The following is a 23,744-nucleotide window of genomic DNA, read 5'->3' as shown; positions in this document are numbered from 1 at the left end:
AGGCGCCATTACTTCATTCCAGTCATCGCCATGCCTGAGATGAAATGTTTCTGCGCCAGGAAAAAGGCAATCACTATCGGGGCGACGGAAATCACGGAAGCCGCCATCATGAGGGTCCAGTGACCAGAATACTGAGTCTGGAAAAGCGCAAGACCAACGGTCAGTGTCGTTTTTTCCACATCGGACGGCAGGTAGATAAGCGCTGTAAAAAGATCGTTCCAGGAGAACATGAAGGCGATAATGGCAAATGCAGCCAGCGCCGGTTTTGCCAGCGGCAGGTAGATTGTAAAGAATATCCGTGAGAGCGATGCACCATCCATCCGCGCGGCCTCCGCCAGTTCAAGCGGTATCGTCTGGAAATACTGCCGCATCAGGAACGTTCCAAAAGCGCCTCCCAGAAACGAAGGTACATAGAGTGGCGCCTGCGTTCCGTAGAGTCCGAGAAACTTGAATATTATGAATTGCGGAATGGCGGTGATCTGCGCCGGGACCATGAGCGTGAGGAGCAGCAAGGCAAAAAGAACATTGCGTCCTGGAAACCGCACAACCGCAAAGATGAAAGCCGCCATTGAGCAGGTCAGTAATTGCCCCAGCGTCGAGATCGCCGATATTTTCAAGCTGTTCCAGATTAGCAGATGGAACGGCATGATGTGAAAGAGTTCGATATAGTTTGCAAGGGTCGGATGACGCGGCACGAGCGTCATGTCGAACTGTTCCGCCATTGGCTTCAAGCTTGTCGAAATCAACCATATGAACGGCCCGACCATGGCTATGGCACCTGCCGAAAGGGCAAGGAACGCTGCCCAGTCAGCTTTGTTCTTTCGGATCATGCTTCACCCCATTTCTTTTGAAGCCGGAAATAGACAAGCGTGAGCGCGAAAATCATTGCCGTCAGCACAACAGCCTGCGCTGCTGCATCCCCCATGCGGAAAAACCGAAACCCGCTGCGATAGATCGAGAATACAAGCGTTGGCATGGTCGAATTGCCATTTCCGCTACTTGTCAGCACGTAGATGTAATCGAATGCCTGGAAGGCATTGATTGTGGTCAGCACCGTCTGGAAAAACAGACTGGGTGCCAAGGCTGGCAAGGTCACGAAACGCAGCCTTTGCCAGGCAGTTGCTCCGTCCAGCCGCGTTACCTCGAAGTACTCCTTTGGAATCGCCTGCAATCCGGCCAAAAAAATGATCATTCCGCCACCGATGGCACCCCAGACGTTGACGACAACGATTGAATAAAGCGCCATGCGCGGCCCAAGCCAACTGACTGGTGATACTCCGACAGCAGTAACAGCCGCGTTGAGAACACCGTTGTCCGGGGCATAGATCCAGTTCCATAGAAGGCCCGTCGCCGTTGGCGAGCAAACCGCCGGCAGGAAATACATCACCCGAAACCAGCCGATACCCTTTATCCGCCGGTTGAGGCCGATCGCCACAACCAACGACAGCACAACCGTGAGCGGGACATAGAGGCCCGAAAATGCCAGCGTGTTCCAGAACGCTTTGGTAAACATCCTGCCCGCAGGAAGATCGGCGTAATTATCAACCCCTGCCCATTGCGGTGGCGTCAGCAAATCCCAATTGGTGAAACTCAGGCCAATAGTCGCGAAGATCGACCCGAAAGTGCCCAACGCCAAGCCAAGAAGCGTGGGTAAAAGGAAAAGCCAAACCCACCAGCGTTCGGATCCCATTGGCCTTAGGGCACTCATTCACTTGCTCCGGGCCAGAACTTCGTCACCGTTGGCAACAGCTTCGGCAAGTGCATCTGTGATTTTCATCTCGCCGGTCCATGCCATGTGAAGCGCATCGCCGACTGCACCAGACCATTCCTCATAGCCTTTGAAGACAGGTTTCAAATGCGCATAGTCCAGCGCCTTGATGTAGAGTGAATGATCTATTTTCGTCGACTGGTCGAGATAGGCCGGGCGCTCGGCAATGGATTTGCGAACCGGAATGGCCAGACCGATCTTGGCAAGCTCCGTCTGCCCTTTCTCGCCAAAGGCATATTTCACGAATTCCCAAGCCTCATTTGGATGCTTGCTGTCCTTCGCGATGACGAAGCCGGCGGAATTGGCTGAGGTTACGCGGCCGGCGGGACCTTTTGGCAAGGGTGCAATATCCCATTTGAAGGCAACCTGGCTATATTCGGGAACTGACCAATGCCCGGAAACACCCATCGCGGAAATGCCGGCAAAAAATCCATCAGCACCATATTGGCGAAGCTGCTGTTCCGAGGGCATGGATTTATCTTTCAGCCACATATCGGACATGAACTGGAAAGCTGCCATCGCTTGCGGTGACGAAATCAGCGTCTTGTGCGTCTCTGGATTGACGACTTCGCCACCAAAAGACCAGACCAGAGCCCCCCAGAACGGCTCCATATCATAGCCGGCTTCCCAGAAGCCCCATTGATCGGTCTTGCCGTCGCCATCCTTGTCTTTGGTCAGTTTCTTTGCAGCTATGCGAAAGTCTTCCCAGGTCCAGCCATCATTCGGATAGGCGACACCGGCGGCATCAAACATGTCTTTGTTGTAATATAGAACGATGGTCTGGAAGTCGCGCGGCAAACCATAGAAACCATCCGGCGTTTCGTAAGCCTTCAACGTCAATGGATAGACGCCGTCCAGAATGCCGGGTTCCTTGTCCAGATAGGGTTTCAGGTTCAACAATACGCCACGAGACTGCCAATCCTTATAGAGCGGGGCATCCATGGCAAAGACATCAGGCGGCGTCCCGCCAGCAACTTTCACCTTGAGTTTCTCCCAATAGCTGTCCCAGTCTGATGCTTCGATTTTGACTTTGATACCGGGATGTTCGGTCTCGAACGCACGGGCAACGCTGTTCCAGACCCCAACTTCCTGGGGACTACCCCAGAATTGATAGGTGATTTCCGTATCGGCAAAGGCGCAGGATGTGGTCAGCAACAGCGCAAGGGTGGTGGCTTTCAGCAGTTTCATGGCTTAGTTCTCCTCGTATTGTTCTTTGAAGTGTTGCTGCCGTCCCTCGGGCCAGTGCACACTTATTTATGCTCGCTCCAGCTAGCGCAGGTCAGTTGATGCGCACCTCTGTGGTCGTATCAAAAAGATGCTGTTTTTCGGGGCTGGCCTTGAGATAAATCTGATCGCCCTTGCTGAGTGGCGGGCGGTCAGTAAACAGGGCCGTGATCATAATGCCATCCATGTCGCCCATTACGAACGTGGCATGGCCAGTGCTTTCGACCGCTGTCACCCGGACGCGCAGAGCACCCTCACTCCCTGCAGGCACGAGACTTAAGTGTTCCGGGCGAATGCCCCATATCACCGGGCCGTCAGCAGCAGCCGGAAGCGGAACAGACAGCTTCGGTGTCAGCTTGATCATGCCATCGACGGCTTGCCCCCTCAGAAGGTTCATGGCGGGAGACCCGATAAACCCGGCCACAAACGCGTTGGCCGGTCGGTCGTAAAGTTCGAGTGGTGCACCCGCCTGCTCCAGGCGTCCCGATCGCAGAACGATGATCCGGTCCGCCATTGTCATGGCTTCAACCTGATCATGGGTAACGAAGATCGATGTTGATTGGAGCCGGTCGTGGAGGGCGCGGATTTCAGCGCGCATCTGCACACGCAGCGCCGCGTCAAGATTCGAAAGTGGCTCATCGAAGAGGAACACAGCTGGCTGGCGGACAATGGCGCGCCCCATGGCTACACGCTGTCGTTGCCCGCCAGACAGTTGTTTGGGCAATCGGTCGAGATAATCCTTCAGGCCCAATATTCCTGCAGCTTCCGCCACCCGTGTTTCAATTTCGGTCTTCGGTGCGTTTCTGAGTTTAAGCGAAAATCCCATATTCTGGCGAACCGTCATATGGGGATAAAGCGCGTAGTTCTGGAATACCATCGCCAGATCACGCTCCTTCGGCTCGACATCGTTGACGATCCGGTTGGCAATGGAAATCGTCCCGCCGCTGATGTCCTCCAGGCCGGCGACCATCCGCAAAAGTGTGGATTTTCCGCATCCGGAAGGACCGACGAGTGCGACGAATTCACCATCCGCCACATCGAATGTCACACCATGCATAACCTGCGAACTGCCGTAAGATTTGATGATGTTGTTGAGTGATACCTGAGCCATGGCCTGCCCCTCAATGATAGGCAGGCAAGTAATTGCCATGAGCAGCAATCAGCTTGTCGCAAAGGTCGCGGATTTCATCGAGGGATAGCTCTGCGCCGGTATGCGGATCAAGAGCAGCAGCATGGTAGATGTGTTCTCGCTTGCCTGTAAGGGCTGCCTGAACCGTCAGCTCCTGCACGTTGAGCGACATCCGCATGATGCCGGCAAGCTGTACTGGTACAGAGCCCACCCGGATCGGCTGTACGCCATTGCGGTCCACATGGCATGGCACCTCGACGGCTGCATTGCGCGGCAGGTTGTCGATAAGGCCATCGTTGCGCACATTTCCATAAATGAGATAATTGGTGCCTGTCACCATGCCATGGATGATGGCCGAAGCGTATTCGTTCGACCGGCAAACCTCGAGCGGTTTTCCGGCATCCTCCAGTTCCTTGCGAAGCACGTGCCAATGGGCAATCTGATCTTCACAACGGGTGATATATTCATCCAGCGGTAGTTGATACTGTTTCAGAAGATCCTCACGGCCACGCTTGATGAACCAAGGCGTGTATTCACTGAAATGGACTGAGCTCTCGGTGACGAAATGACCAAAATGCTTCAAGATCTCCCAGCGAACAGCCTCTTCCTTGTCATAATTGCCACTCGCCGCAATAGCGCGAAGCTTCGGATAGAGATCCTCGCGACGTCCATCTGGGTGGCGCTTCTCGAATTTGGTGAAGAAGGCAACGTGATTGAGCCCCGCACAGCGGTAATCAATGGTGGAAATGTCCTCGCCAAGCGAGCGGGCGAGATATCCGGAGGTTTCCTGCACCGAATGACAAAGGCCCACATATCGAATATCGGGAAAAGCCTCCGCCATTGCCCATGAATTCATCGCCATCGGATTGACGTAGTTCATCATCAGCGCGCCGGGACAGACATCGCGCATGTCCCTGGCGATATCGAGTATGACTGGTATCGTACGCAGCGCCCGGAAAATCCCACCAATACCAAGTGTGTCGGCAATGGTCTGGCGCAAGCCAAATTGCTTTGGGATCTCGAAATCAACCACCGTTGCCGGTTTGTAACCACCGACCTGCATCATCAGAATGACGAAATCGGCATCCTTCATTGCGAGGCGGCGATCAGTATAGGACGTGATGCGAAGGCTCTTCAAACCGAGTGTATCGGCAATTCGCCTGGACATGATTTCCGAAGTCGAAAGTCGTTCGGTATCAATATCCATGAGCGCAATTTCGCTATCGGCGAGATCGGGGTTCGACAAAACGTCGGACAGGATATTCTGGGCAAAAACGGTGCTGCCCGCACCAATCAGGCAAATTTTGGCCATGATCGAATTTTCCTTACTGCAATACGACCACTTTGGTCAGGTTACGAGGCTGTGTGGTATCGATCCGCTTCTGATTGGCGACCCGCTCGCCGAGAACCTGCAGGGCCGGGAGGAGCTCGAGCGCACGGGCCGCACCGCTCTGGGTGAGCGGTATGCTGAAGTCACCCGGCCCACCAAGGCCGATCACCTTAGCTCCGAGCGACTGGACATCGCGGGCGACCTTGGCTTCCTCATCCACCGTCTCGGCGGAGTAGAGGAGGACAACCAGCGACTGATCGTCGATAAGACTGATCGGGCCGTGGCGGTATTCAAGAGGGTGAAAGGCCTGGCTGAAAGTGATCGACATCTCCTGGAGTTTCAGACAGCCTTCAGTTGCCATCCCATACAGTGCCCCTGCCCCGAGATAGACAAAATGGCTCCTGCCATTGAGAAGTGGCGTTGCACCTTCGACCGCATCAAGCGCATCTCTAGCGTGGGCAACGGAACCCAACTGGACCCCGGCCATCCGAAGGCCGGCAAGAAGCATCAGCGACGCGGAAGCAGTCATAACGATCCCTTCCTGGCTGTGGGTCGGCAGATAGATCGCGACGTCAGCAGCTTTGAGAAGGCTCGTTTCCGGTTCACATGAGATGGCAATCGTCGGGATGCCTACCTGCCGGGAGCTCTCGATTGCCTGCACGGTTTCTGTCGTTGTTCCCGAACGCGACAAGCCGATAACGCAGATATCGGAGCAGTCCGCCAGATAGTCCTTCATGCGGCGTGCCCATTCGGCGCCGGGAACGGCAATGGCACTTCGTCCATTCGCGTTGAAGGCAACGGCAATAGACTGCGCGAGATAGTAGGACGTACCGCAACCGGTGATCACCACCGTTTTTCCCGGCACGTCAGGCAGTTCCTGTTTCATCGCCTGTTCCCAGAAAGGGAACTGTTCCTTGATAACTTTCTCGGTCAAATTCATTCTGTCATGTCCTTTATTTGCTCGCACCGGCCATGAGGCCCTGCACGAGGAAGCGGTTGAGGAAGATCACCAGCAGTACCGGTGGAACGATGGCTACGATTCCGGCCGCGTTCATCAGCCCGTAGTCGACGTAGTTGCGGGTGACGAACTCTGGGATGAGAACGGTCAGGGGCTTGGTATCGAGCGTTGGTGAAAAGACCAGCGGCACCATGAATTGCCCCCAGGCCGAAAGAAACGTGAGGATGGCTGTTGCAACCAGGCCTGGACCGGCAAGAGGCAGAACAATACGCACGAGCGTGTAGAGCTTCGATGCTCCATCAAGCCAAGCGGCTTCCTCAAGCGAAAGTGGCATCGCCTGATACACGCTGCGCATGAGCCACAGCGCGAGCGGCAGGAAGGCAGAGACATAAATGAGGACAACGCCGGTATAGGTATCAACAAGCCCCGCGCTGATCATGATGCGGTAAAGCGGGATCATCACTGTATAGGCTGGAACCCCAAGCGTCCCGACGATCACGACGAATATCAGATCACGGCCAGGGAAGCGCAAACGGACAAAGGCCCATCCGCCGAAGGCAGCGATAAGGACCGTCAAAACCGTTGCCGCAAATGCAGTCAGCAAGCTGTTGAAGAACGCCTGCGAGAATTGCGGCCATACCGATTGTACCTCGTTGCCCTGGCTTGTCGATGTCGCGCCAAAGAGTTTGGCGTAATGTTCGAATGTCATCTGCTCCGGCCAGAGCCGAAGAATATCGCTGACGAGCGCATTGGGCGGCGTGACTGACGTGACCAATGCCCAGTAGACCGGGCCGATCGACCAGAGAATGAGGATCCCAAGTGCTGCATAAAAACCGAGGCGGCGCATCAATCGAACCTCGTTTCTTTGTAGACCCTCAGGACATAGATCGCCGAGACGATCAGTGAAGCAATCATCGCCATAATAGACAGGGCCATGCCGAGGGAGAATTTCATGTTCTGGAAGGCCGACATATAGACCTGGACCATCAGGCTGCGCGTGCCGATGGAACTGCCATTCAGGATCCACGCCTCATCGAACAGGTTAAAGGCGAAGACCGTCGATTGGCTGAGTGATATTGCAAGACCACCTGAGATCAATGGCAGCGTGATGAGCCAAAACTGCCGCCATGCACTGGCCCCATCAAGACGTGCTGCTTCATAGAGGTTTGCCGGGATCGACTGGAGCGCGGCAAGCAGGATGATCGCGGTCAAGGGCAGCATGCGCCAGGCATGGACAACCGCAACCAGAAGGAGACCCGTGAACCGGTCATTGAACCAGACGTGGCTCTCGGAAATCAGCCCGACAGAACGCAACAGGGCATTCAGCAGCCCGTAACTTGGATTGTATATCCACAGCCAGATAATGGCGTTGACGACAGGCGGAAGGCACCAGGGAAGCACGACCACTGCCAGAAGCCACCTGCGACCGATCTTTACCTTGTTCAGCACCAGCGCTGCACCGAGTCCGCCCAAGGTCTCGATTGCAACGGCAATGACCACATAGATAAATGTATTATTCCAGCTTTTCAGCACATCCTTGTCGAGCATGAGGTTGGCGTAGTTTTTGAAGCCGATGAAGGGAATGCCCTGCTTCATTTGTTCAACCCTGTAGAAGCTCTCAACGACAGTGAGGATCAGCGGCAGAATAACGAGCACGCCCATGATCAAGATGACTGGAGCGGTGAGATAAAGCCCGAGCCGTGCCTCCTGTCCGAACAATGGTCGCTTCGGAATGAAGCGGCTGGTCATCACTGTTGCGCCTCTTCGGCCGCAGCGGCGATCGCGGTCAAAGCCTCTTCTACGGAAACCTGCCCTTTGGCGGCGGCATTGAGATTGTTTGCGACAGCCGCTGAAAACTCAGGATACCAGCCGGGTGTTCCCTCTGGAAAAAGCGGTTCAACCATTGCAGCCTGCGCAACCAGCACATCACCCTGCGTCAGCTTGCCGTCCCGGTTGAGCTTTTCCAGAACCGAAATCCTGGTTGGCAGGTTGCCAAGTTTTACATAGTTGTCGATCATCGTATCGGGATCGAGCATCCAGTCGATAAAGGCGCGGGCTGTGTCCTTGTGCCCGGCGGAAACAGGAACCGCCAATGCACCGGGCAAGCCGATCGTACGGGATTTTCCGTTAATACTCGGAACCAGGGCAGCAGCCGCATCGGCCGCAACCTGCGACTTTGCTGGATCGGTATACACGGCAAGATTACCCGCCCAGCCGGCGATATCGAATGTGACCTTACCGGACTTGAACAATTCCTGGATCTCCACATCCTTCAGCGATGTCGAAGCGGGATCAATCAATCCGTCCTTCAATGCCTGTATTTCAAAGGACATCGCCCGGTAGCCAGCACTTTCCGGATTGGTAAAAAGTGGCTTGTGATTGGCATCAAAAAGATCGCCGCCGAATGCTTTGGTCAGCAGGTACCAGACTGTCGCCGAACCCTCTGTCGCCGAAAGTGGCAGGCCTATTGGATATGCCACGCCGGCCTTTTCCTTCACGGCCATTGCGTCTGCCAGCAATTCATCGGGCGTCTTCGGCGCTTGAACGATACCAGCCTTCGCCAGATGCGCCTTGTTGTAGATGAGGACGCGGAAATCATTGTTGTAAGGGATACCGATCAGCTTGCCATTATAGGTAAAGATCGATGTCGTCGGCAGATCTGCTTTAAGTTCCGTGGACAAAGCGCCGGAAAGATCATCGTACCAGCCCGCGCTCCCGAACTGTCCAACCCAGGACCAATCCATCTCAGTCACTGACGCAGGCGCAGTCTTTGCCATCATTGAAGTGACGATCTTGGTTCGGATCTCGTCCCAACCGAGCGTCTGGATATCAAGTTTGCCACCTGATTTCGCGGTGTATTTATCCGTCATTTCCTTGGGAAGGGTCACCCACGGCGGAAGCAGTACCGAGAGCGGTTCGGAAGCTGTGGCGGTAAAGGGCAGACCGGCTGAGCTCAAACAAAGAGCAACAGCGCCCGACAACACTATACGACGGTTCATTGTATTTCAGCTCCTGTTACAAGGGAAAGCTTTTCCAACGATGCGCCAAGCGAACGGATGAAATCGTCACCGGGTTCGCTGCCTGCAAGCGCGGCAGCACGCCAAAGTGCGCCTCCAACAGGCGGCAATTTCGGCAGCAAAGGCTCGCCAAGCAAAAGGCGTGCCTCCTTAAGAATATACGATGACTGGAACAGGCCGCCCGCATAGGACCACGCAAGTTCAGGCCGCTCAAGCAGGCGGCGTACCGCGATGATATGATCGCCCAGATATCGCACTGCCCGACTGAGAAGATCGCGGGCAGTGCCATTGTTTGCTTCCGCAAGCATGCTCACTTGAACAGCAAGCGCTGCATAGCTTGCACGTGGGTTCTCTTGTCCATAGGCCCATGCGAGCAGACCCGAACGGTCAGTCCCGCACGTCTCAAGCATTGCCGCGGCGAATTCCGGCGCCTGAATCCGCCCATCAAGCGTCTGCGAAGCAAGCGACAGCGCTTCACGGCCAATCCAATAGGCCGAACCCTCGTCGCCAAATGCCTCTCCCCAGCCACCGGTACGAAGGCTCTGCATCCCAACTTTTGCCCAGGCCATGCTGCCGGTTCCAGCAAGCAGAAGGACACCATCCTCGCCGGCAAATGCACCGTCACACGCGACTTCTACATCGTTGAGAACAAGGTGGGGGCAGGCGAACACTGAGCGCGCCGCGGCAATCTGCCGATCAGACGCATCCGCAATTTCGCCATGGAAAGGCAAACCCAGAACAGCGGCAACCGGGTTTTCGTCGGCACAAAGATAGGAAACAGCATCCGATAGGTCACTGATCCAGCGATCGCCCGTCATCGGGTCGAACCCGGGACCGATCCAATGCCTAAGGATGTTTCCACTCCCGTCAGCAACAACCGCCAAGGTCTTCGTGCCGCCGGAATCCAGCCCCAGAACAGTTGTCATCCTGCGGCGGCTCCGTTCGCCGGCTTGGCCAGACGCAGGTCGACACGCATCGTCTGGATACGCTCCACCCATTCCTTGGGAAGCGCGGCATCCGTTACAACACTTTGCACGTCGGTCAGAAGCGCTACTTGGTAAGTAAGTCGCGAGCCAAATTTTCCTGAATCGGCGAGAAGAATGCGATTTTCAGCCCGCGACACCATAACTGAATTCAGCCGCGCTTCGTTTTCATCGATGGAACTCATCGCTCCATCATCAGCGATTGCACCCGCACCAAGGAAAAGCTGATTGAACCAAAGCCGCCCGAGCATGTCCTCCGCCAAAGGTCCAACAACAGACGAATTTTCCTTGCGAAGCTGGCCACCCAGAAGCGTGACCTTTACCTCGGGGACATCAATCAGCATCTGCGCGGCCGGTAGACAATTGGTGAAGACGTTGAGAGGCATCGGATTAACGCGAATACGCCGCGCTAGCTGCAATACCGTTGTGCCGGAATCAAGAAACACCGATGAACCCGGGCGCAGCATATCATGCGCCAGATCACCGATGGCCCGCTTCGCGGTCAACGCCTGCGCTTCGCGCTGTTCGAAAGCAACCTCAACCTCGAACTGATCGGCAAGCCGTGCGCCACCATGCGTTCGCACCACGACACCCTGCTCTTCGAGCTCAATAAGATCGCGACGAAGCGTAGGGATCGAGGTACCTACAGCAAGCGCGATCGCACCAATTGACGATGATCCATTGGAAAACAGGAATTGGCGTATTGCTTGGGCACGGTCGATTTTCATGGGAATAAGCATCTCAATTGTTCACTCTCATGCGAATATTCTGCATAAATAAATCAATGTCAATCATATTCATGATTTTTATTGATTGTTTTACTGATATGAAGTTGAAGCTTTCCGAACCAGGCTTCGCAACTGCACATTGCCTCTGACCTGCTAGCCACGTACAAGTAAGAGGATCAAACGTTCTCATTTCGCCAACCGGTGGAAGGACCCTGTCCAGGTGCGATAGTCAGAGACGTCGCTCCGTTGCAAATGGATGATCGAACTGGCGGCGCTGTTTCCAACCAATCAGCCCCAGCACCGCCCAGTTACCCTATTCCAAATTAAAAATTGCGCTGGAAACGAATGATCCCTCCGAACGCATCATCGTTGCCACCTTTCGCGAGGGAAGCATTCTTACGGGCACCGTCGAACTTGGTGTAGTTGAACTCGGGCGTGACCGTGAAGCCGGGAACGATTTCATATGCAACATTAAGAGCACCAGCGAGCGTGCCTTCGGACTCATAGGCAAGCTGTGCATTGATGGTAGTCTTGTCCGAAACCTTAGCGGCCAGGCCACCCCAGATGGCATAGTCACCCTCCCAAGTGCCAAACCAGTTGCGGCGGGCCAGCGGTGCGTCATCATAATTCGTTTGATACCCGCCCATGACCCATGCGGACACCTTGTCGGTGAGCTTTACATCCAGACGTGCTTTGAAGCCCCATTCCTCAGCCTTGGAATCGTAACCGGCAATACCTGATATGCCTCCCCAGGACTGCTCATACTTCGCACCCGCGAGAAGGTGCGGCGTGTAATCATCGATGACATAGACACCATCTCCCTGCTCCGCTGCGATGATAGCCGAAAAACCATTGCTGCCGGTGAAAGTGTAGCTGACCTGATTGGTCTCATCCGAGTTATAATTGATGACATCGTCATTGATGATGTCCCCTGCATATCCGACAAATGAACCAAAGATCTCGTCGGTTGCACCGATGCGGAAGCCGCCAAGCTCGATGTAGGCATGTGGAAGTTTGATGCCGTCAGCAGTTGAGCCATTCTCATAATTGAATTCTGTTTCGATATACGAGCGTAAAGTGCCGAGTTCGGTCTCGGAACGGGCATCGAACCGGAGAGTGGCACGGGTTTTTTTCTGCCACGTTCCATATTTGCCACCCTTATAGACATCATCGCCGCCCATGGCGTCATAGCGTACATAGCCGCTGATCTTCAGACATGTCTCCGTACCAGGAATATAGAAAAAGCCTTTGCCATAGGCGTCGCAAACGCGAACATATTCAACGGCTTCTGGTTCGGCTACGGTAATTGCATCGGCAGCACGTGCTCCAGTTACCGCAAGCAGAGCCGCGGCCGAGCCAAGAAGAAAGCACTCAATTTTCATATGTGATCCCCTATTGTTTTTGTTCAGAAGCTTGTTTTTTGCATTTCACCGACGCGGATCTTCGTGGAAAAATCCGCGTCGCCTCCCGGTAGAGAACCGGGTTGTTTTCCCTCTTGTCGTCGACTCCGAGACTGCAGGGCTGAATTCCGAGCCACATCGCCTTTATTGATTAAAGGCGACATCGCCCCTGACTATTTGGCAAGCGGTTCAACACGCCGCGATCTTCATACTAGGCCAGTTGGCACGGACGCCGGAACTGAAGCGCCCGCCGCTCTGCGCAACCGCACCCACTGAGGACGCGCCATTAAAGGATTCCCCAGTTGCGTAGCTGCAGCCTGTTTCTGGTGCAGAACTACCTCCAAATAAATCAACATAGCGCACTGATTCCGCATAAAAGAATCATTGTCAATCATTTTTTTGATTGATATTGATTCAATTCACTCATTCAGGAGATTGAAATGTCTACAGACCTGCTTCGCTCACTGTCTCTTCTTCACCGTTCAGGTAAGCCTAAAGGTGTAACTTCGGTTTGCTCCGCCCACCCCGGCGTCATCCGCGCAACTCTCTCGCATGGACGGAGAACGGGCAAACCTGCGCTGATTGAAGCAACATGTAACCAGGTCAATCAGGATGGCGGCTATACAGGGATGACGCCAGCCGCCTTTCGCCAATTTGTTGAAAACATTGCGAAAGAGGAAAATTTCGACATCTCCAAACTAATTCTTGGTGGCGATCATCTCGGTCCGAATCCCTGGAAGCATCTGCCGGTTGATGAGGCTTTTGACAAGACCCGTACCATGGTTGCTGCCTACGCCGCGGCGGGATTTGAGAAGATTCACCTGGACTGTTCAATGGGTTGCGCAGGGGAGCCAATAGCCCTTGGCGACGAGGCAACGGCGAGCCGGGCCGCCGAACTCGCATTCGTTGCAGAGCGTCATGCATCCGCGTCACCGGTTTATGTAATCGGTACAGAAGTTCCAGTTCCAGGCGGAGCGCTCGAGGAGGTCGAACAACTCGAAATCACCTCAGCAAATGCAGCGCGTGAAACTGTTGAAATCCATCGGTCGTTCTTTGCTGCGCGCGGACTGGAGGGCGCGTTCGAACGGGTGGTGGGACTGGTCGTGCAGCCGGGCGTTGAGTTTGGAAATCAAAACGTGGTGGCCTACAATCCCGTTGCAGCCAGATCTTTGTCGGCGAGCCTTCACTCGCTTCCCAACATCATCTTTGAAGCGCATTCCACAGATTACCAAACGCCAGCGGCTTTGCGGGCTTTGGTTCGCGACGGATATGCCATTCTCAAGGTGGGGCCGGGTTTGACGTTTGCGCTTCGCGAAGCGCTCTACGGTCTTGATCTCATCGCCGCCGAACTCAACGGGACACCTCCCAGCTTGAAGGCAACAATGGAAAACCTGATGATCAAGGAACCACAACACTGGGCAAAGTACTATCCGGGAGCTGCCAACGAACAACGGATCCAACGACATTTCAGCTATTCGGATCGCATCCGTTATTACTGGACGCACCCGTCCGCGCTGAAGGCAGTGGCCGAATTGATGGTTCGACTTGGTGATGATCTTTTGCCGGAAACTTTAGTCAGCCAGCATCTTGCCATGGCGTGGCCGGAAGTCATGAATGGATTGACCCCTCCTACCGCAGCAGCCCTTACTCAAGCAGCAATAACGCGGGTGCTCACGACCTACGCTGACGCCTGCGGATAAGAGGAGCAGAAGATGTGCCTCATATCAAACCGCCAAAGGAAAGCACGCTCTTGCATTCAATGTTGTAATCCCCCTTGACGACAATTTACGGACTAGTCACAAATGTTCCAGCTGTTCCCAGCCGGTATCCAATCCGTCACTTGCCACGCCAGAGCGACCTGCTCGAGGCGGGGAAAACAGCCAGACAAGGTCATCACCCCAAATGAGAGTACTATGGTTTCGAAAGGCGGTTCTCGCCATCGTCGCAACGAGCAATATTGTTTTCTCGGTCAATGCTCAAGCTGTGACACTGCCACCAGCTCATGGCCAATTCGATTATCAGCTTGGAGGCGAATATACCCCTCTAAACCAGGTAGCAGTCGTTGTTCGCGACCGGCGAGTTACACCTGTCCCTGGTAAATACAACATCTGCTACGTGAATACTTTTCAAACCCAGCCGGCCGATGCTGATTGGTGGAAATCAAATCATCCGGAGTTATTGGTTAAGAAAAACGGTGAGTATGTTACCGATCCAAAATGGGAGGACGAATATCTGATGGATACGTCTACGGAGACGAAGCGTTCGGCGCTCATAGCGATAGTTGGTCCCTGGATTGATAAGTGCGCTGCGGATGGTTTCAATGCGGTCGAACCGGACAATCTTGACTCCTTTGCACGCTCCAAAGGCGTTTTAACAGAAGCCAGCAATAAGGAATTTGCGAAATTGCTGGTCAATCGTGCGCATTCTGCCAAACTCGCAATTGCGCAAAAAAATACATCCAGTCTGGTATCCATTGGCGCGTCGCAGATCGGTTTCGATTTCGCAATCGTGGAAGAGTGCCAAGTTTTTTCGGAATGCGATGCCTACTCCGGCGGATATGGAAATTTAGTTTACGAAATCGAGTATAACGACAACGATAAGGATGCGAACGGTGCGCCTGTTGATCCAATAAGCTTTTTCAATGCCGCTTGCGCGGCGCGCGGCAAGACAAGTTCGATAATTTACCGCGACCGAAAAGTAGTTCCGTCCAGTTCGCCACAATACGAATATAAGTGGTGCAAATAAGCCAAATTGGCAGGAAGCAGATTGGCTGTATCATACACCACGCTGCCTGCTTGCACGAGGATATCCCATGACAAATGATCGACGTCCAATTTTAGTTTTCGGAGCCACTGGTCGGCAGGGAGGATCGGTTGCCAGGGCGTTGCTAGAGGCCCGATGGCCTGTTCGTGCCCTCGTACTCGATCCTTCAAAACCCGCGTCTATTGCATTGCGGGACGCCGGTGCAGAAATCGTGCAGGGATCGTTCGAACACACCGACGTAATTGCTGCTGCAATGAAGGATGTACATGGCGTCTTCAGCGTGCTGCCAGCCAACCTGTCGGCGGAGGATGAGGTCAGGTACGGTACGTCCATCGCAGATCTGGCCACAAAGAGCTGCGTCGATCACTTTATCTATTCCTCGGGCGCTAGCGTTGGCAACACATTGACGGGCGTTCCGCGCTTTGATGCCAAGCCTCGTATCGAGGCACATATCCGCGAACTGTCGCTCACAGCAACCATTATCCGACCCATGATCTTTATGGAGATGCTCGTGCGACCTGGCTTTGGCCTGGACGAAGGCCGGCTGATTTCCCTGATCCGCCCCGAACACTCGATACAGCTCACTGCTGTGGAAGACATCGGAAAAATTGTTGCGGCGATGTTCGCCGACAAAGCTCGGTTTGGCGGCGTTACATTAAAAATCGCCAGCGACAGAGTTACAGGTCACGAGTTGGAGGCTGCCTTCACCGAAATCGCTGGCAAACCTATCACCTATTCCCGATTTTCAGATGAGGTACTGGCAGCTAATGTGGATCTCGCGCACATGGCGTTCAGCCTGGAGGACGGCCCACTGGCAGAACTCGTTGATCTGAACGTCATGCGTGAACTCAATCCGGAACTACTCTCGTTCAAATCGTGGCTTTCTGGCAGAGGCCGCAAGGCTTTGGATGCCGCTTTCAGAACGGGTAGCGAGATGGTTCAGGCTAATCGATCTTAGTCATTGATCGCGTGGAACTTTCAAGTCTGTTGGATCACAGTGATGCGAATTCCCACGCAAGCCGTACGGAGGCTGGCCGGCCGCAGGTCAGGCTGGGTTCATCGTCGACTGCGTGAACCGCCGCGCGATGCGCCGACCATGAAGATAGTAACCACGTTTAGGCCACAGCCCTCCAACCAGGCGACGGCATTTCTTCAAAGCTGCCATTCTGCGTACGGGGCGGCCTGGTTGTTCAATTCGGGGTGGAAATCTAATCGTCTCCTTTTAACGGTTCAGTCGCTTAATGAGCACAGGAGCGTGTTGCCTCGCATCAGTTGATGATTTCGCCTCGCTCGTCAGAGCGCAGCGCGGTCAATCGTTCCCTCCATATCTGCAGCGCTTCGGGCGTCAATCTGGTCCAATGCGTGATTTCGCCAATGACCTTGAGCGGCGCGCTACTGCGATACGACCGCGTGGGGTTGCCGGGAAATTTCTTGTCGGTCACGTTCGGGTCGTTCTCGAATGTCCCGGTCGGCTCTACGACGTAAACACGCGGGATTGCGCCACCTTTGGTGAGTTCAGCCGCGATTTCAGCGGCAAGCCCGGCACCGTCCACAATGGCAGTGAAGTAGATATGGTTCATCACCACTTCGGGACGATAGTTCGATCGGTATCCTGCAGTGAGGAAATCACCCGCGCGCAAATCCGCGACTGTGCCGTGAAAGAAGGGTCCCTCATCCAGCGCTTCGGTCATCGTGATCCTCCTTATCTTATAAGTTCGCTTGTAGTCAGTGAGCCAAGCGATGCCAACGTCCGCGATGGAGTCGAGTGCCCGCCAATCCGTGATTCGATGATAATCAGGCTAATCCCTCCGCCGTTCGGCGTCTCACCGTGACCGTCACGGTGGTTCCTTGCCCACAGAAATGGAGCAATCCGGTCGCGAAAGAATTGATGTTTGGTAAGAAATCGCGTCAGCATCTGTCAGGCCTTGTGATGGCGATTGTTCTTCGCAGCCGGCTGAGGCTTTCCGGGGGGATACCCAAGCAAGCGGCGATGTTATACTGCTTCAAACGCTTATGCAGTTCCGGCTCCCTGCGGCTGAAATCGATATAGCGCTGCATCGCGTCGTCATGCAGAAACGCAATCTCGTCCGGTTCTTTCTCGATAATCCAATGGCGCTCCATATAGCTGATGTAAAACGCTGCAATGTCTGGGAAGTCACTGACGAGCGACTTGAAAGCTGCGAAGTCATATTCGAGGACGATGCCGTGCTCAATGGCCGTTATCGTGAATAGGCTAGGTTCGCCGAGCAAGGTCGCGCTGACTGAAGCGGCAATGCGGTTTTCGGGGAAGAAGCTTTTAATGATCAGGTCGCCGTCGCGGCCGACATAGTGCTGGCACAATAGACCTTCGACAACGAAGGCGTAGGCCGTCGGTACGTCGCCCGCCCGAATGAAGGGCTCCTCCCTGCTATACTGCCTCGAGCTAAGGGGTGATGACCAGGCGCGCATGGCCTTCTCTGACAGATGGGTCTAGGTTTCGATTTTGGTGAAGAATGCTTCTGTGTTCATGAGCCCAATCCTCAAGTCGGTGAGACGATCGTTCCACACCGTCGGGCGGCTGGACCGTGGCATCTAAGTACCCGAAAGCGGATTGTGAAATCGCCGCGTGCCGGTAGCGGATCAGATCATCGAGCGTCGGGCTCGCGGGGTTGAGAGTGAGCATTCGGCCGCCTCACCGGTGCTTCGAAATATGGTCGACGAACCGCAACAACAAGGGATTGCTGTTTGCGCTGTGCCAGCACAACCCAACCGGCCAGCCTGATTCCGGGCCGGACATCTGCCATTGGCGCGTACGTCCGCCCAAGGCTTCCACGCCATGCCAGGGGAGGAGCGCCGCCCCCAGCCCTGCGGCAACGACGGCGTGAACCGTCAGGATGTCGTCGGCATACTGAATGATACGCGGCTTGAAGTGCGAGGCTGAGCACCAGCGCGCGATCTGTGCATCCAATCCCGATCCACGGCTTGGCAAAAGCGCAACGAAACCCAGACTGTTTAACGTCGATAGCTGACTTGAGGACGGTTCAGTCATGGCAAGCGGAAGCACAAGCGCCAGCCGCTCCTCAAGCAACGGCATGAAGGATAACCCTTCTCCTTCCATCGGCGCTCGGCAAAAGCCGGCATCGAGCCGTCCGTCGAGCAGACGCTGATGCTGTTCATTGGAGGGCATATCGTCGAGCGTGATCTGGCAATCAGATATCGCCGCTCTGAAGTCGGCAATCAGCCGGGGAGCGAGAATAAGTGTCGAAATTCCGAACGCGATATCCAGATGACCGGCAAGACCGGCATTGGCACGGCGCATCCTCACATCGAGCTCATCGCTCAATCGCAAGAGCTTATGTGCTTCCTTTTCGAGCAGCTTTCCAAGCACCGTCAGCCTCGCGCCGTGTCGCCCGCGCTCGAACAGTTCACCGCCGACCATTGCCTCCAGTGCCTGGATTTGTTTGGTCAAGGTCGATTGCGTGACGAACAGCCTGTCTGCCGCTTTGCCGTAATGACCGGTATCAGCGAGGAGGACAAAGGAGCGGAGTAGTTTGATATCCATTCGATTTACGACTTAAATTCATCAAAGTTATCATTTTACGGAATGAAAAGCATATGGTCAAATTGCGCCAGATATAAGGAGCAATGGCAATCATGTTGAAAGTATCCTCTGTCCAGTTTCAGCATCGAGCGAATGACAAGACCTATAATCTCGGGCGGGTTACTGCCCTTGCGCAACAAGCCGTAGGCGACGGCAGCCAGCTGGTGATATTCCCGGAAATGTGCATCTGCGGCTATTGGCACGTTCCAAAGCTCGATGCAGAAGCGATCCGCACACTTGCAGAGCCGCTGTCGGGGCCATCGATATCGTATGTGGCCGGCTTGGCGCGAGAACATGGCATCGGGATCGGCGTGGGTTTTCTGGAGCTCGGCGATGATAGCGCCATATACAATTCCTACGCCGTGTGTCTGCCGGATGGTCAGATCCACTGTCACCGCAAACTGCATGCCTGGGAGCATCGCGCGATATCGAGCGGCGATCGGTTCACCGTCTTCGACACTCCATGGGACATACGCGCAGGCATTCTGATCTGCTGGGACAACAATCTCGTCGAAAACGCCCGAGCAACTGCTTTGCTCGGCGCAGAACTCTTGATCGCGCCCCATCAGGCCGGAGGCGGCCAGTCGGTGAGCCCGCACGGAATGAAACGGATACCTGTCGAAAAATGGGTACGCCGTTATGAAGATCCGGAGGCCATCGAGGCGGAAATTCGGGGACCGAACGGCCGCGAATGGTTCATGCGCTGGCTACCATCACGCGCGCACGATAATGGTATGTTCCTCATCTTCAGCAATGGCGTAGGCCAGGACGAGGATGAAGTGCGAACCGGAAATGCCATGATTCTCGATCCTTACGGCCGGATTTTGGCGGAGACATGGTTGGCTGACGATGCGATCGTCACTGCTGATCTCGATCTGCCACTGCTCGACAAATGCACGGGGCAACGCTGGATCCGTGGGCGGCGCCCCGAACTCTACGGCATCTTCACGCAGCCCAATCCAGATGGCCTTTCGCCCATGGAAGCTCGGTATTCTGAAGTCTCAACACGGGCGTCCTCGCGCACAGAGTAGACGAAGTGAGTGCGTGTGGTGACACAAAATCGCCGGCTACAATGACCGATTTGAAGATGGAAGGGAGTGGTAGACGAACCCCGGTGATCCTGGCCGGAGATGTCGGTGGGACAAAGGTGCATCCTAGGGGGTCACCGTGACGCGCCCCTTCATGTTGGGATGAAAGCGGCAATAGAAATCAACCGACTCTGCTCGCTCAAGCTGGAGCGTTACCGCTTTGCCGGAGGAGATCACGACATCCCATCTGCCTTTCACTGTTGCCGTATGATCCACGATATCCTTGTTGATCCATTCGATCCGGTCGCCAACTTTTGCGGTGATGACGGCTGGGGTGAATACCATTTTCTCGATTGTGACCCGTATGGTTTCCGCTCTGGCAGCAATGGACCCCAGACCCATTATCAGGACAACTGAGATCCACGCCTTGAGTTGTAATACCATGTGTCTGCTCTACTTGAGACCAGCTGCTACATGTTCGGCGTGCTGCTCATGCCCCTGGAATATCTTCAGTCCAGTTTCCAAAAGGCTTTTAAGCTCAGCATTTTTTGCGGAAGGAATGAGCAAGGTTTCAAGCGCGCCATTGACCTGCTTGTGATAGGCAACCTCGTTGGTAACATAGGCCTTGTCAAAGGCTGCTCCGTCGAACTTGTCCAGCTTGGCGCGTTCGACGGTAGCGGCCTTGACGAGCGAACGGCTGGTGTCGTTATCCTCGGGCGTGACCTTCAGCTTTTTGACCAGTGCGAGCGCTTGCGTATTGACCGCATCATGATCGCGCACCATGTCCCTGGCGAATGCAACAACATCCTTGTTTTTTGATTTGGCAATCGCCAGTTTTGCAGCCTCGACGTCAATGATGCCTGCCGTATAGGCAATGTGTGCAATTTGCGGGTCGGTTGGCTTGTCCGCTGCATGAGCGAGATGAGTGCTGCCCAATAGGGAAAGAACGGCCAGGGCCGTCATTGTTCGACAGAACATAATACCTCCTTCACCCGGAAGGGTATCCGGGTCGCTTTTTCCACTGACAGCCATTTGATGTTGAATAGCGAAAAAGGTTCCCGGAGTTCACTCGATGAAGCCGAGCTGCTTCATGACTGCTGTTGTCAAACGGGCGCAGCGCTGTCCAGCGAATGGAAAGGCATCCATCAAGACCGGGCCGATTTGATCGTCCAACTGTTTGCGCACAAGCGCACGAGCGCGATGCAGGCGTGTCTTCACCGTTTCAGTTTTGATACCAAGCAGGTCCGCAGTCTCCTCTTGGCTGAGCCCCTCGATCACGCGCGCGATAAAGACTGTCCTGTACACGTCGGGAAGAGCATCGGTTGCCCGTTCAACCATTTGCAAAATCTGCCGCTGTGCCATTAACCGCTCCGGGTCTTCACCTGTTTTGATGGGAAACTGGATGATCCGCTTGTCTGCATTCTGGCTTATCGCAGTCACAAAATCCGGTGCACGCCGCTTTTTGCGCAAACGTCCCAATGCTTCATTGATGACAATGCGGGAAAGCCAGGTTGCGAGTGAGGATTCACCTCGAAACTGGTCGAGATGAGAGAAGGCAGAGCAATAGGCTTCCTGAACGATATCCTCGGCTTCGGCGTCATCCCGAATGACGCCGCGGGCAATGCGGTAAAGCCGGCGATTGTGCGTCCGCATTATTATGCGGAAAGCATCGGCGTCCCTGATGAGGGCGCGTCGAACAAGTTCAACATCGTCCCCATGACCGGATGGGAAACCTGACTTTGCTCGCAATGCCATCATCCTGAGCTCCTCTAGCCATCATAGATGATAATTGCAGCAAAAGGTTCCCGGTGTTGTTCGAACTCAGGTCAACCTAGCTTGGGACAGGATTGTCGCGAAACGCGGCTCGGCATGGCCAACCACCCGGACCACTCCCGGATACTGCCTTCTGAACCGGCGTTCAAGCAGGTCGACGTTCTTGTGCATGGTGGCTACGTCAAGCGCGTCATCGAAAGTCACAGCCGAACGGTATGCCGCAAGCGCGCCTGCTTCGCTCCGGGTTTCGGCGATCGTTTGAACTGATCTTCCGTCACACTGTAATTGTTTGAAGTCCTGGCCCATGGCCCGGTCTTGCCGCACCATCTTCCAAACACATAGGCGAGGGCCAAAACGATCAAAGATAGGAAGGAAACCACAAGCGTAATTTCAACCTCACTCAGGCTTTTGATGAAATGGGCAAAGGATGACACTTTCAACTCGGCCTTTTCGCTTTCGACGGCTGCTCAAGGGATCTCGATGATCGAACGACCATGTTTCATGAGGCAACTGGCCGCGAATGAATCGTTGTGATCTCTGCGCCATCTCCATTGAGACTGCGTGACTGTTGAATGGAGATTTGGTGGAAGAATCGGCAAGAGGCGGGGTCGCAATCAAGAGCGATTGGCTGGGATATTCGGGCGGAATACTCAATGACGATAGAGCTTGGAGACGGCGCCGGCTGAATTCTGTATGCACGGCGTCATATTATCTCTCAACGGCTGCTTCGATCGCGGATTCATCACGACCGCCAGGAGCAAAAGGACCGAAGCTGCAAACGCTCACCGCCTGCATCGCGATCACCGTGAACGAACCAAAGTCCGGCACTATCCGCATGCCAATGTCCTGCCGACATCGCCCGCCTTCAGGACATGTGAAGGTTGTGTGCAGTTTGCATGGAGATGCCTGTTCCATTCTTGACGTTCACGGTACAAGCGCCTCTTGTGGCAATCATGATTGGCAGCGGGAGAAAGGCTATGGAAAATGCATTGATCCTCATTATCGAGGACGAGCCGGAAATAGTGGAGATACTCGAAGTCTATTTCAGCCGCGAAGGTTTCAGAACCATCAGTGCCAGCGATGGAACGATCGGTCTGGCGCATCACCAGCGCCTCAAGCCGGACCTCATCATTCTGGATGTCAAGCTGCCCGGCCAGGATGGCTATGAAGTTCTTGCCGCAATCCGCCGGCGCGGCGATACGCCGGTGATCATGGCGACCGCATTGGCCGAGGACCTCGACAAGCTTCAGGCGCTGCGGATCGGGGCGGATGACTATGTGGTCAAACCCTATAATCCGCTCGAGGTGGTTGCGCGCGCCAAGGCTGTGTTACGCAGGGCCACTGGCCGCGACGTCCAGCAGCCGATGCGCGTGGGGCCGTTGACGGTCGATCCGGGTGCCTATCTGGCATCGGTCGAGCACCCGACCGGCCCGGCGGTGCTGGAACTGACACGCACGGAATTCCGGCTATTGAGTTACATGGCGCGTTCACCCAATCGCGTGTTCGAACGCTCCGAGCTTGTCGATGCCTGTTTGCCGGAAGGCGAGGCGCTTGAGCGCACCGTCGACAGCCATATGAGCAATCTCAGACGTAAGCTTGCCGCCGCCGGAGCTGACCGGCTCCTGTCGGGCGTTCGCGGCGTCGGCTACAGGCTGGCGGATCATTTTGGCTAAGAGCCTGAACACAAAATTGGTCATTGCCATGAGCGTTCTGACGCTGTCGGCGTTTGCCGTGATGTTCTTTGGCGTCATGACCTATTGGCAGCTTTATGATTGGCTTTTTCCAGACGCTCCATACTCGGACAAGTGGACCGCCGGTGACTTTGTTACACTTGGCCTGATCCTGTCGATTGGTCTGACGACAGCTGTCCTTGCCGGCTGGCGGCTTGCACAAAGCGTCATCCGGCCGCTCAAATCCATCGCCAAGGCCGTCCGTGCCATTGCCGGCGGCGACTTTTCGGCGCGCGCCGAGACGATTCATTCGCCATTTGGCGAGGCCGAGAGCCTGATTGCCGACTTCAATGCCATGGCTGCACGGCTGGAGAATGCCGAGATTGAACTTCG

General features: G+C 54.9%; 24 protein-coding genes. 6 read left to right on the top strand and 18 right to left on the bottom strand.

Annotated elements, in window-relative coordinates; translation table 11 throughout:
- Positions 1-8 precede the first annotated feature (8 nt).
- From C5750_RS07065 to C5750_RS07010, 12 genes are all read right to left on the bottom strand, one after another.
- Positions 9-830: a carbohydrate ABC transporter permease gene (locus C5750_RS07065; protein ID WP_105733187.1), complete on the bottom strand. Its 822-nt coding sequence runs from the start codon at positions 828-830 to the stop codon at positions 9-11.
- Positions 827-1,708, bottom strand: coding sequence for a carbohydrate ABC transporter permease (locus C5750_RS07060; protein WP_105733186.1), 882 nt, complete (start codon positions 1,706-1,708; stop codon positions 827-829). Before C5750_RS07060 ends, C5750_RS07065 begins: the two co-directional genes overlap by 4 nt.
- Positions 1,709-2,956: an ABC transporter substrate-binding protein gene (locus tag C5750_RS07055; RefSeq protein WP_105733185.1), complete on the bottom strand. Its 1,248-nt coding sequence runs from the start codon at positions 2,954-2,956 to the stop codon at positions 1,709-1,711.
- Positions 2,957-3,047: 91 nt separating this feature from the next.
- Positions 3,048-4,103, bottom strand: a complete 1,056-nt coding sequence (locus C5750_RS07050) for an ABC transporter ATP-binding protein (protein ID WP_105733184.1) — start codon at positions 4,101-4,103, stop codon at positions 3,048-3,050.
- A 10-nt stretch (positions 4,104-4,113) separates the two neighbouring features.
- A complete protein-coding gene (melA, locus tag C5750_RS07045) occupies positions 4,114-5,433 on the bottom strand; it encodes an alpha-glucosidase/alpha-galactosidase (RefSeq protein WP_105733183.1) in 1,320 nt (439 codons plus the stop codon).
- A 13-nt stretch (positions 5,434-5,446) separates the two neighbouring features.
- Positions 5,447-6,391: an SIS domain-containing protein gene (locus C5750_RS07040; RefSeq protein ID WP_105733182.1), complete on the bottom strand. Its 945-nt coding sequence runs from the start codon at positions 6,389-6,391 to the stop codon at positions 5,447-5,449.
- 13 nt (positions 6,392-6,404) lie between these two features.
- Positions 6,405-7,256 carry a carbohydrate ABC transporter permease gene (locus C5750_RS07035; protein WP_105733181.1) on the bottom strand — a complete coding sequence of 284 codons (852 nt, stop codon included), beginning with the start codon at positions 7,254-7,256 and terminating at the stop codon, positions 6,405-6,407.
- Positions 7,256-8,158, bottom strand: coding sequence for a carbohydrate ABC transporter permease (locus C5750_RS07030; RefSeq protein WP_105733180.1), 903 nt, complete (start codon positions 8,156-8,158; stop codon positions 7,256-7,258). The genes C5750_RS07035 and C5750_RS07030 overlap by 1 nt, the downstream gene beginning before the upstream one ends.
- A complete protein-coding gene (locus C5750_RS07025; protein WP_105733179.1) occupies positions 8,158-9,408 on the bottom strand; it encodes an ABC transporter substrate-binding protein in 1,251 nt (416 codons plus the stop codon). The genes C5750_RS07030 and C5750_RS07025 overlap by 1 nt, the downstream gene beginning before the upstream one ends.
- On the bottom strand, positions 9,405-10,352 hold the full coding sequence (locus tag C5750_RS07020) for an N-acetylglucosamine kinase (RefSeq protein WP_105733178.1): 948 nt from the start codon (positions 10,350-10,352) through the stop codon (positions 9,405-9,407). The genes C5750_RS07025 and C5750_RS07020 overlap by 4 nt, the downstream gene beginning before the upstream one ends.
- A complete protein-coding gene (locus C5750_RS07015; protein WP_105733177.1) occupies positions 10,349-11,155 on the bottom strand; it encodes a DeoR/GlpR family DNA-binding transcription regulator in 807 nt (268 codons plus the stop codon). The genes C5750_RS07020 and C5750_RS07015 overlap by 4 nt, the downstream gene beginning before the upstream one ends.
- 305 nt (positions 11,156-11,460) lie before the next feature.
- Positions 11,461-12,519, bottom strand: a complete 1,059-nt coding sequence (locus C5750_RS07010) for a porin (protein ID WP_105733176.1) — start codon at positions 12,517-12,519, stop codon at positions 11,461-11,463.
- Between the two features lie 458 nt (positions 12,520-12,977).
- Here C5750_RS07010 and C5750_RS07005 point away from each other — a divergent pair, with 458 nt between their 5' ends.
- From C5750_RS07005 to C5750_RS06995, 3 genes are all read left to right on the top strand, one after another.
- Positions 12,978-14,237: a D-tagatose-bisphosphate aldolase, class II, non-catalytic subunit gene (locus C5750_RS07005; protein ID WP_105733175.1), complete on the top strand. Its 1,260-nt coding sequence runs from the start codon at positions 12,978-12,980 to the stop codon at positions 14,235-14,237.
- A gap of 202 nt (positions 14,238-14,439) precedes the next feature.
- Positions 14,440-15,282 carry an endo alpha-1,4 polygalactosaminidase gene (locus C5750_RS07000; RefSeq protein WP_105733174.1) on the top strand — a complete coding sequence of 281 codons (843 nt, stop codon included), beginning with the start codon at positions 14,440-14,442 and terminating at the stop codon, positions 15,280-15,282.
- A gap of 67 nt (positions 15,283-15,349) precedes the next feature.
- Complete coding sequence (locus tag C5750_RS06995; protein WP_105733173.1) at positions 15,350-16,258, top strand: NmrA/HSCARG family protein; 909 nt, start codon at positions 15,350-15,352, stop codon at positions 16,256-16,258.
- 310 nt (positions 16,259-16,568) lie between these two features.
- Here the strand turns inward: C5750_RS06995 and arr are convergent, their stop codons facing one another.
- The 3 genes from arr to C5750_RS06980 all read right to left on the bottom strand — a co-directional run bounded on the left by arr (position 16,569) and on the right by C5750_RS06980 (position 18,841).
- Entirely contained in the window at positions 16,569-16,991 is a 423-nt protein-coding gene (gene arr / locus C5750_RS06990; RefSeq protein WP_105733172.1) for an NAD(+)--rifampin ADP-ribosyltransferase, read from the bottom strand.
- A 217-nt stretch (positions 16,992-17,208) separates the two neighbouring features.
- Positions 17,209-17,748 (bottom strand): Crp/Fnr family transcriptional regulator, encoded by a 540-nt coding sequence (locus tag C5750_RS06985; RefSeq protein ID WP_199538029.1) that lies wholly within the window; start codon positions 17,746-17,748, stop codon positions 17,209-17,211.
- A gap of 223 nt (positions 17,749-17,971) precedes the next feature.
- Entirely contained in the window at positions 17,972-18,841 is an 870-nt protein-coding gene (locus tag C5750_RS06980; protein WP_105733171.1) for a LysR family transcriptional regulator, read from the bottom strand.
- Between the two features lie 89 nt (positions 18,842-18,930).
- Here C5750_RS06980 and C5750_RS06975 point away from each other — a divergent pair, with 89 nt between their 5' ends.
- Entirely contained in the window at positions 18,931-19,911 is a 981-nt protein-coding gene (locus C5750_RS06975) for a nitrilase family protein (RefSeq protein ID WP_105733824.1), read from the top strand.
- A 123-nt stretch (positions 19,912-20,034) separates the two neighbouring features.
- On the opposite strand, the gene C5750_RS06970 is transcribed toward C5750_RS06975, so the two are convergent.
- The 3 genes from C5750_RS06970 to C5750_RS06960 form a co-directional block, all read right to left on the bottom strand.
- Positions 20,035-20,352: a cupredoxin domain-containing protein gene (locus tag C5750_RS06970; protein ID WP_105733170.1), complete on the bottom strand. Its 318-nt coding sequence runs from the start codon at positions 20,350-20,352 to the stop codon at positions 20,035-20,037.
- Between the two features lie 9 nt (positions 20,353-20,361).
- Positions 20,362-20,886: a DUF4142 domain-containing protein gene (locus tag C5750_RS06965; RefSeq protein WP_105733169.1), complete on the bottom strand. Its 525-nt coding sequence runs from the start codon at positions 20,884-20,886 to the stop codon at positions 20,362-20,364.
- Positions 20,887-20,973: 87 nt separating this feature from the next.
- Positions 20,974-21,666, bottom strand: a complete 693-nt coding sequence (locus C5750_RS06960; protein WP_162800184.1) for an RNA polymerase sigma factor — start codon at positions 21,664-21,666, stop codon at positions 20,974-20,976.
- Between the two features lie 992 nt (positions 21,667-22,658).
- Between C5750_RS06960 and C5750_RS06950 the strand changes: the two genes are divergently transcribed.
- Together C5750_RS06950 and C5750_RS06945 are read left to right on the top strand one after the other, a co-directional pair.
- The gene (locus C5750_RS06950) at positions 22,659-23,354 is read left to right on the top strand and encodes a response regulator (protein ID WP_105733167.1); all 696 of its coding nucleotides are present in this window, start codon (positions 22,659-22,661) and stop codon (positions 23,352-23,354) included.
- A 28-nt stretch (positions 23,355-23,382) separates the two neighbouring features.
- The coding region (locus C5750_RS06945; protein ID WP_146118183.1) for a HAMP domain-containing protein at positions 23,383-23,744 on the top strand (362 nt) is incomplete at its 3' end.

Source organism: Phyllobacterium myrsinacearum, from assembly GCF_002980555.1.
In the GTDB taxonomy this organism is placed as follows: domain Bacteria; phylum Pseudomonadota; class Alphaproteobacteria; order Rhizobiales; family Rhizobiaceae; genus Phyllobacterium; species Phyllobacterium myrsinacearum.
Note: the sequence above shows the minus strand (reverse complement) of the source record. Positions and strands in the feature narration are given on the sequence as shown.

What these genes read in the sequence shown, in the direction of transcription:
- C5750_RS07065 (WP_105733187.1), bottom strand. Translation starts at nt 830, where the DNA reads ATGATCCGAAAGAACAAAGCTGACTGGGCAGCGTTCCTTGCCCTTTCG.
- C5750_RS07060 (WP_105733186.1), bottom strand. Translation starts at nt 1,708, where the DNA reads ATGAGTGCCCTAAGGCCAATGGGATCCGAACGCTGGTGGGTTTGGCTT.
- C5750_RS07055 (WP_105733185.1), bottom strand. Translation starts at nt 2,956, where the DNA reads ATGAAACTGCTGAAAGCCACCACCCTTGCGCTGTTGCTGACCACATCC.
- C5750_RS07050 (WP_105733184.1), bottom strand. Translation starts at nt 4,103, where the DNA reads ATGGCTCAGGTATCACTCAACAACATCATCAAATCTTACGGCAGTTCG.
- melA (WP_105733183.1), bottom strand. Translation starts at nt 5,433, where the DNA reads ATGGCCAAAATTTGCCTGATTGGTGCGGGCAGCACCGTTTTTGCCCAG.
- C5750_RS07040 (WP_105733182.1), bottom strand. Translation starts at nt 6,391, where the DNA reads ATGAATTTGACCGAGAAAGTTATCAAGGAACAGTTCCCTTTCTGGGAA.
- C5750_RS07035 (WP_105733181.1), bottom strand. Translation starts at nt 7,256, where the DNA reads ATGCGCCGCCTCGGTTTTTATGCAGCACTTGGGATCCTCATTCTCTGG.
- C5750_RS07030 (WP_105733180.1), bottom strand. Translation starts at nt 8,158, where the DNA reads ATGACCAGCCGCTTCATTCCGAAGCGACCATTGTTCGGACAGGAGGCA.
- C5750_RS07025 (WP_105733179.1), bottom strand. Translation starts at nt 9,408, where the DNA reads ATGAACCGTCGTATAGTGTTGTCGGGCGCTGTTGCTCTTTGTTTGAGC.
- C5750_RS07020 (WP_105733178.1), bottom strand. Translation starts at nt 10,352, where the DNA reads ATGACAACTGTTCTGGGGCTGGATTCCGGCGGCACGAAGACCTTGGCG.
- C5750_RS07010 (WP_105733176.1), bottom strand. Translation starts at nt 12,519, where the DNA reads ATGAAAATTGAGTGCTTTCTTCTTGGCTCGGCCGCGGCTCTGCTTGCG.
- C5750_RS07005 (WP_105733175.1), top strand. Translation starts at nt 12,978, where the DNA reads ATGTCTACAGACCTGCTTCGCTCACTGTCTCTTCTTCACCGTTCAGGT.
- C5750_RS07000 (WP_105733174.1), top strand. Translation starts at nt 14,440, where the DNA reads ATGAGAGTACTATGGTTTCGAAAGGCGGTTCTCGCCATCGTCGCAACG.
- C5750_RS06995 (WP_105733173.1), top strand. Translation starts at nt 15,350, where the DNA reads ATGACAAATGATCGACGTCCAATTTTAGTTTTCGGAGCCACTGGTCGG.
- arr (WP_105733172.1), bottom strand. Translation starts at nt 16,991, where the DNA reads ATGACCGAAGCGCTGGATGAGGGACCCTTCTTTCACGGCACAGTCGCG.
- C5750_RS06985 (WP_199538029.1), bottom strand. Translation starts at nt 17,748, where the DNA reads ATGCGCGCCTGGTCATCACCCCTTAGCTCGAGGCAGTATAGCAGGGAG.
- C5750_RS06980 (WP_105733171.1), bottom strand. Translation starts at nt 18,841, where the DNA reads ATGGATATCAAACTACTCCGCTCCTTTGTCCTCCTCGCTGATACCGGT.
- C5750_RS06970 (WP_105733170.1), bottom strand. Translation starts at nt 20,352, where the DNA reads ATGGTATTACAACTCAAGGCGTGGATCTCAGTTGTCCTGATAATGGGT.
- C5750_RS06965 (WP_105733169.1), bottom strand. Translation starts at nt 20,886, where the DNA reads ATGTTCTGTCGAACAATGACGGCCCTGGCCGTTCTTTCCCTATTGGGC.
- C5750_RS06960 (WP_162800184.1), bottom strand. Translation starts at nt 21,666, where the DNA reads ATGATGGCATTGCGAGCAAAGTCAGGTTTCCCATCCGGTCATGGGGAC.
- C5750_RS06950 (WP_105733167.1), top strand. Translation starts at nt 22,659, where the DNA reads ATGGAAAATGCATTGATCCTCATTATCGAGGACGAGCCGGAAATAGTG.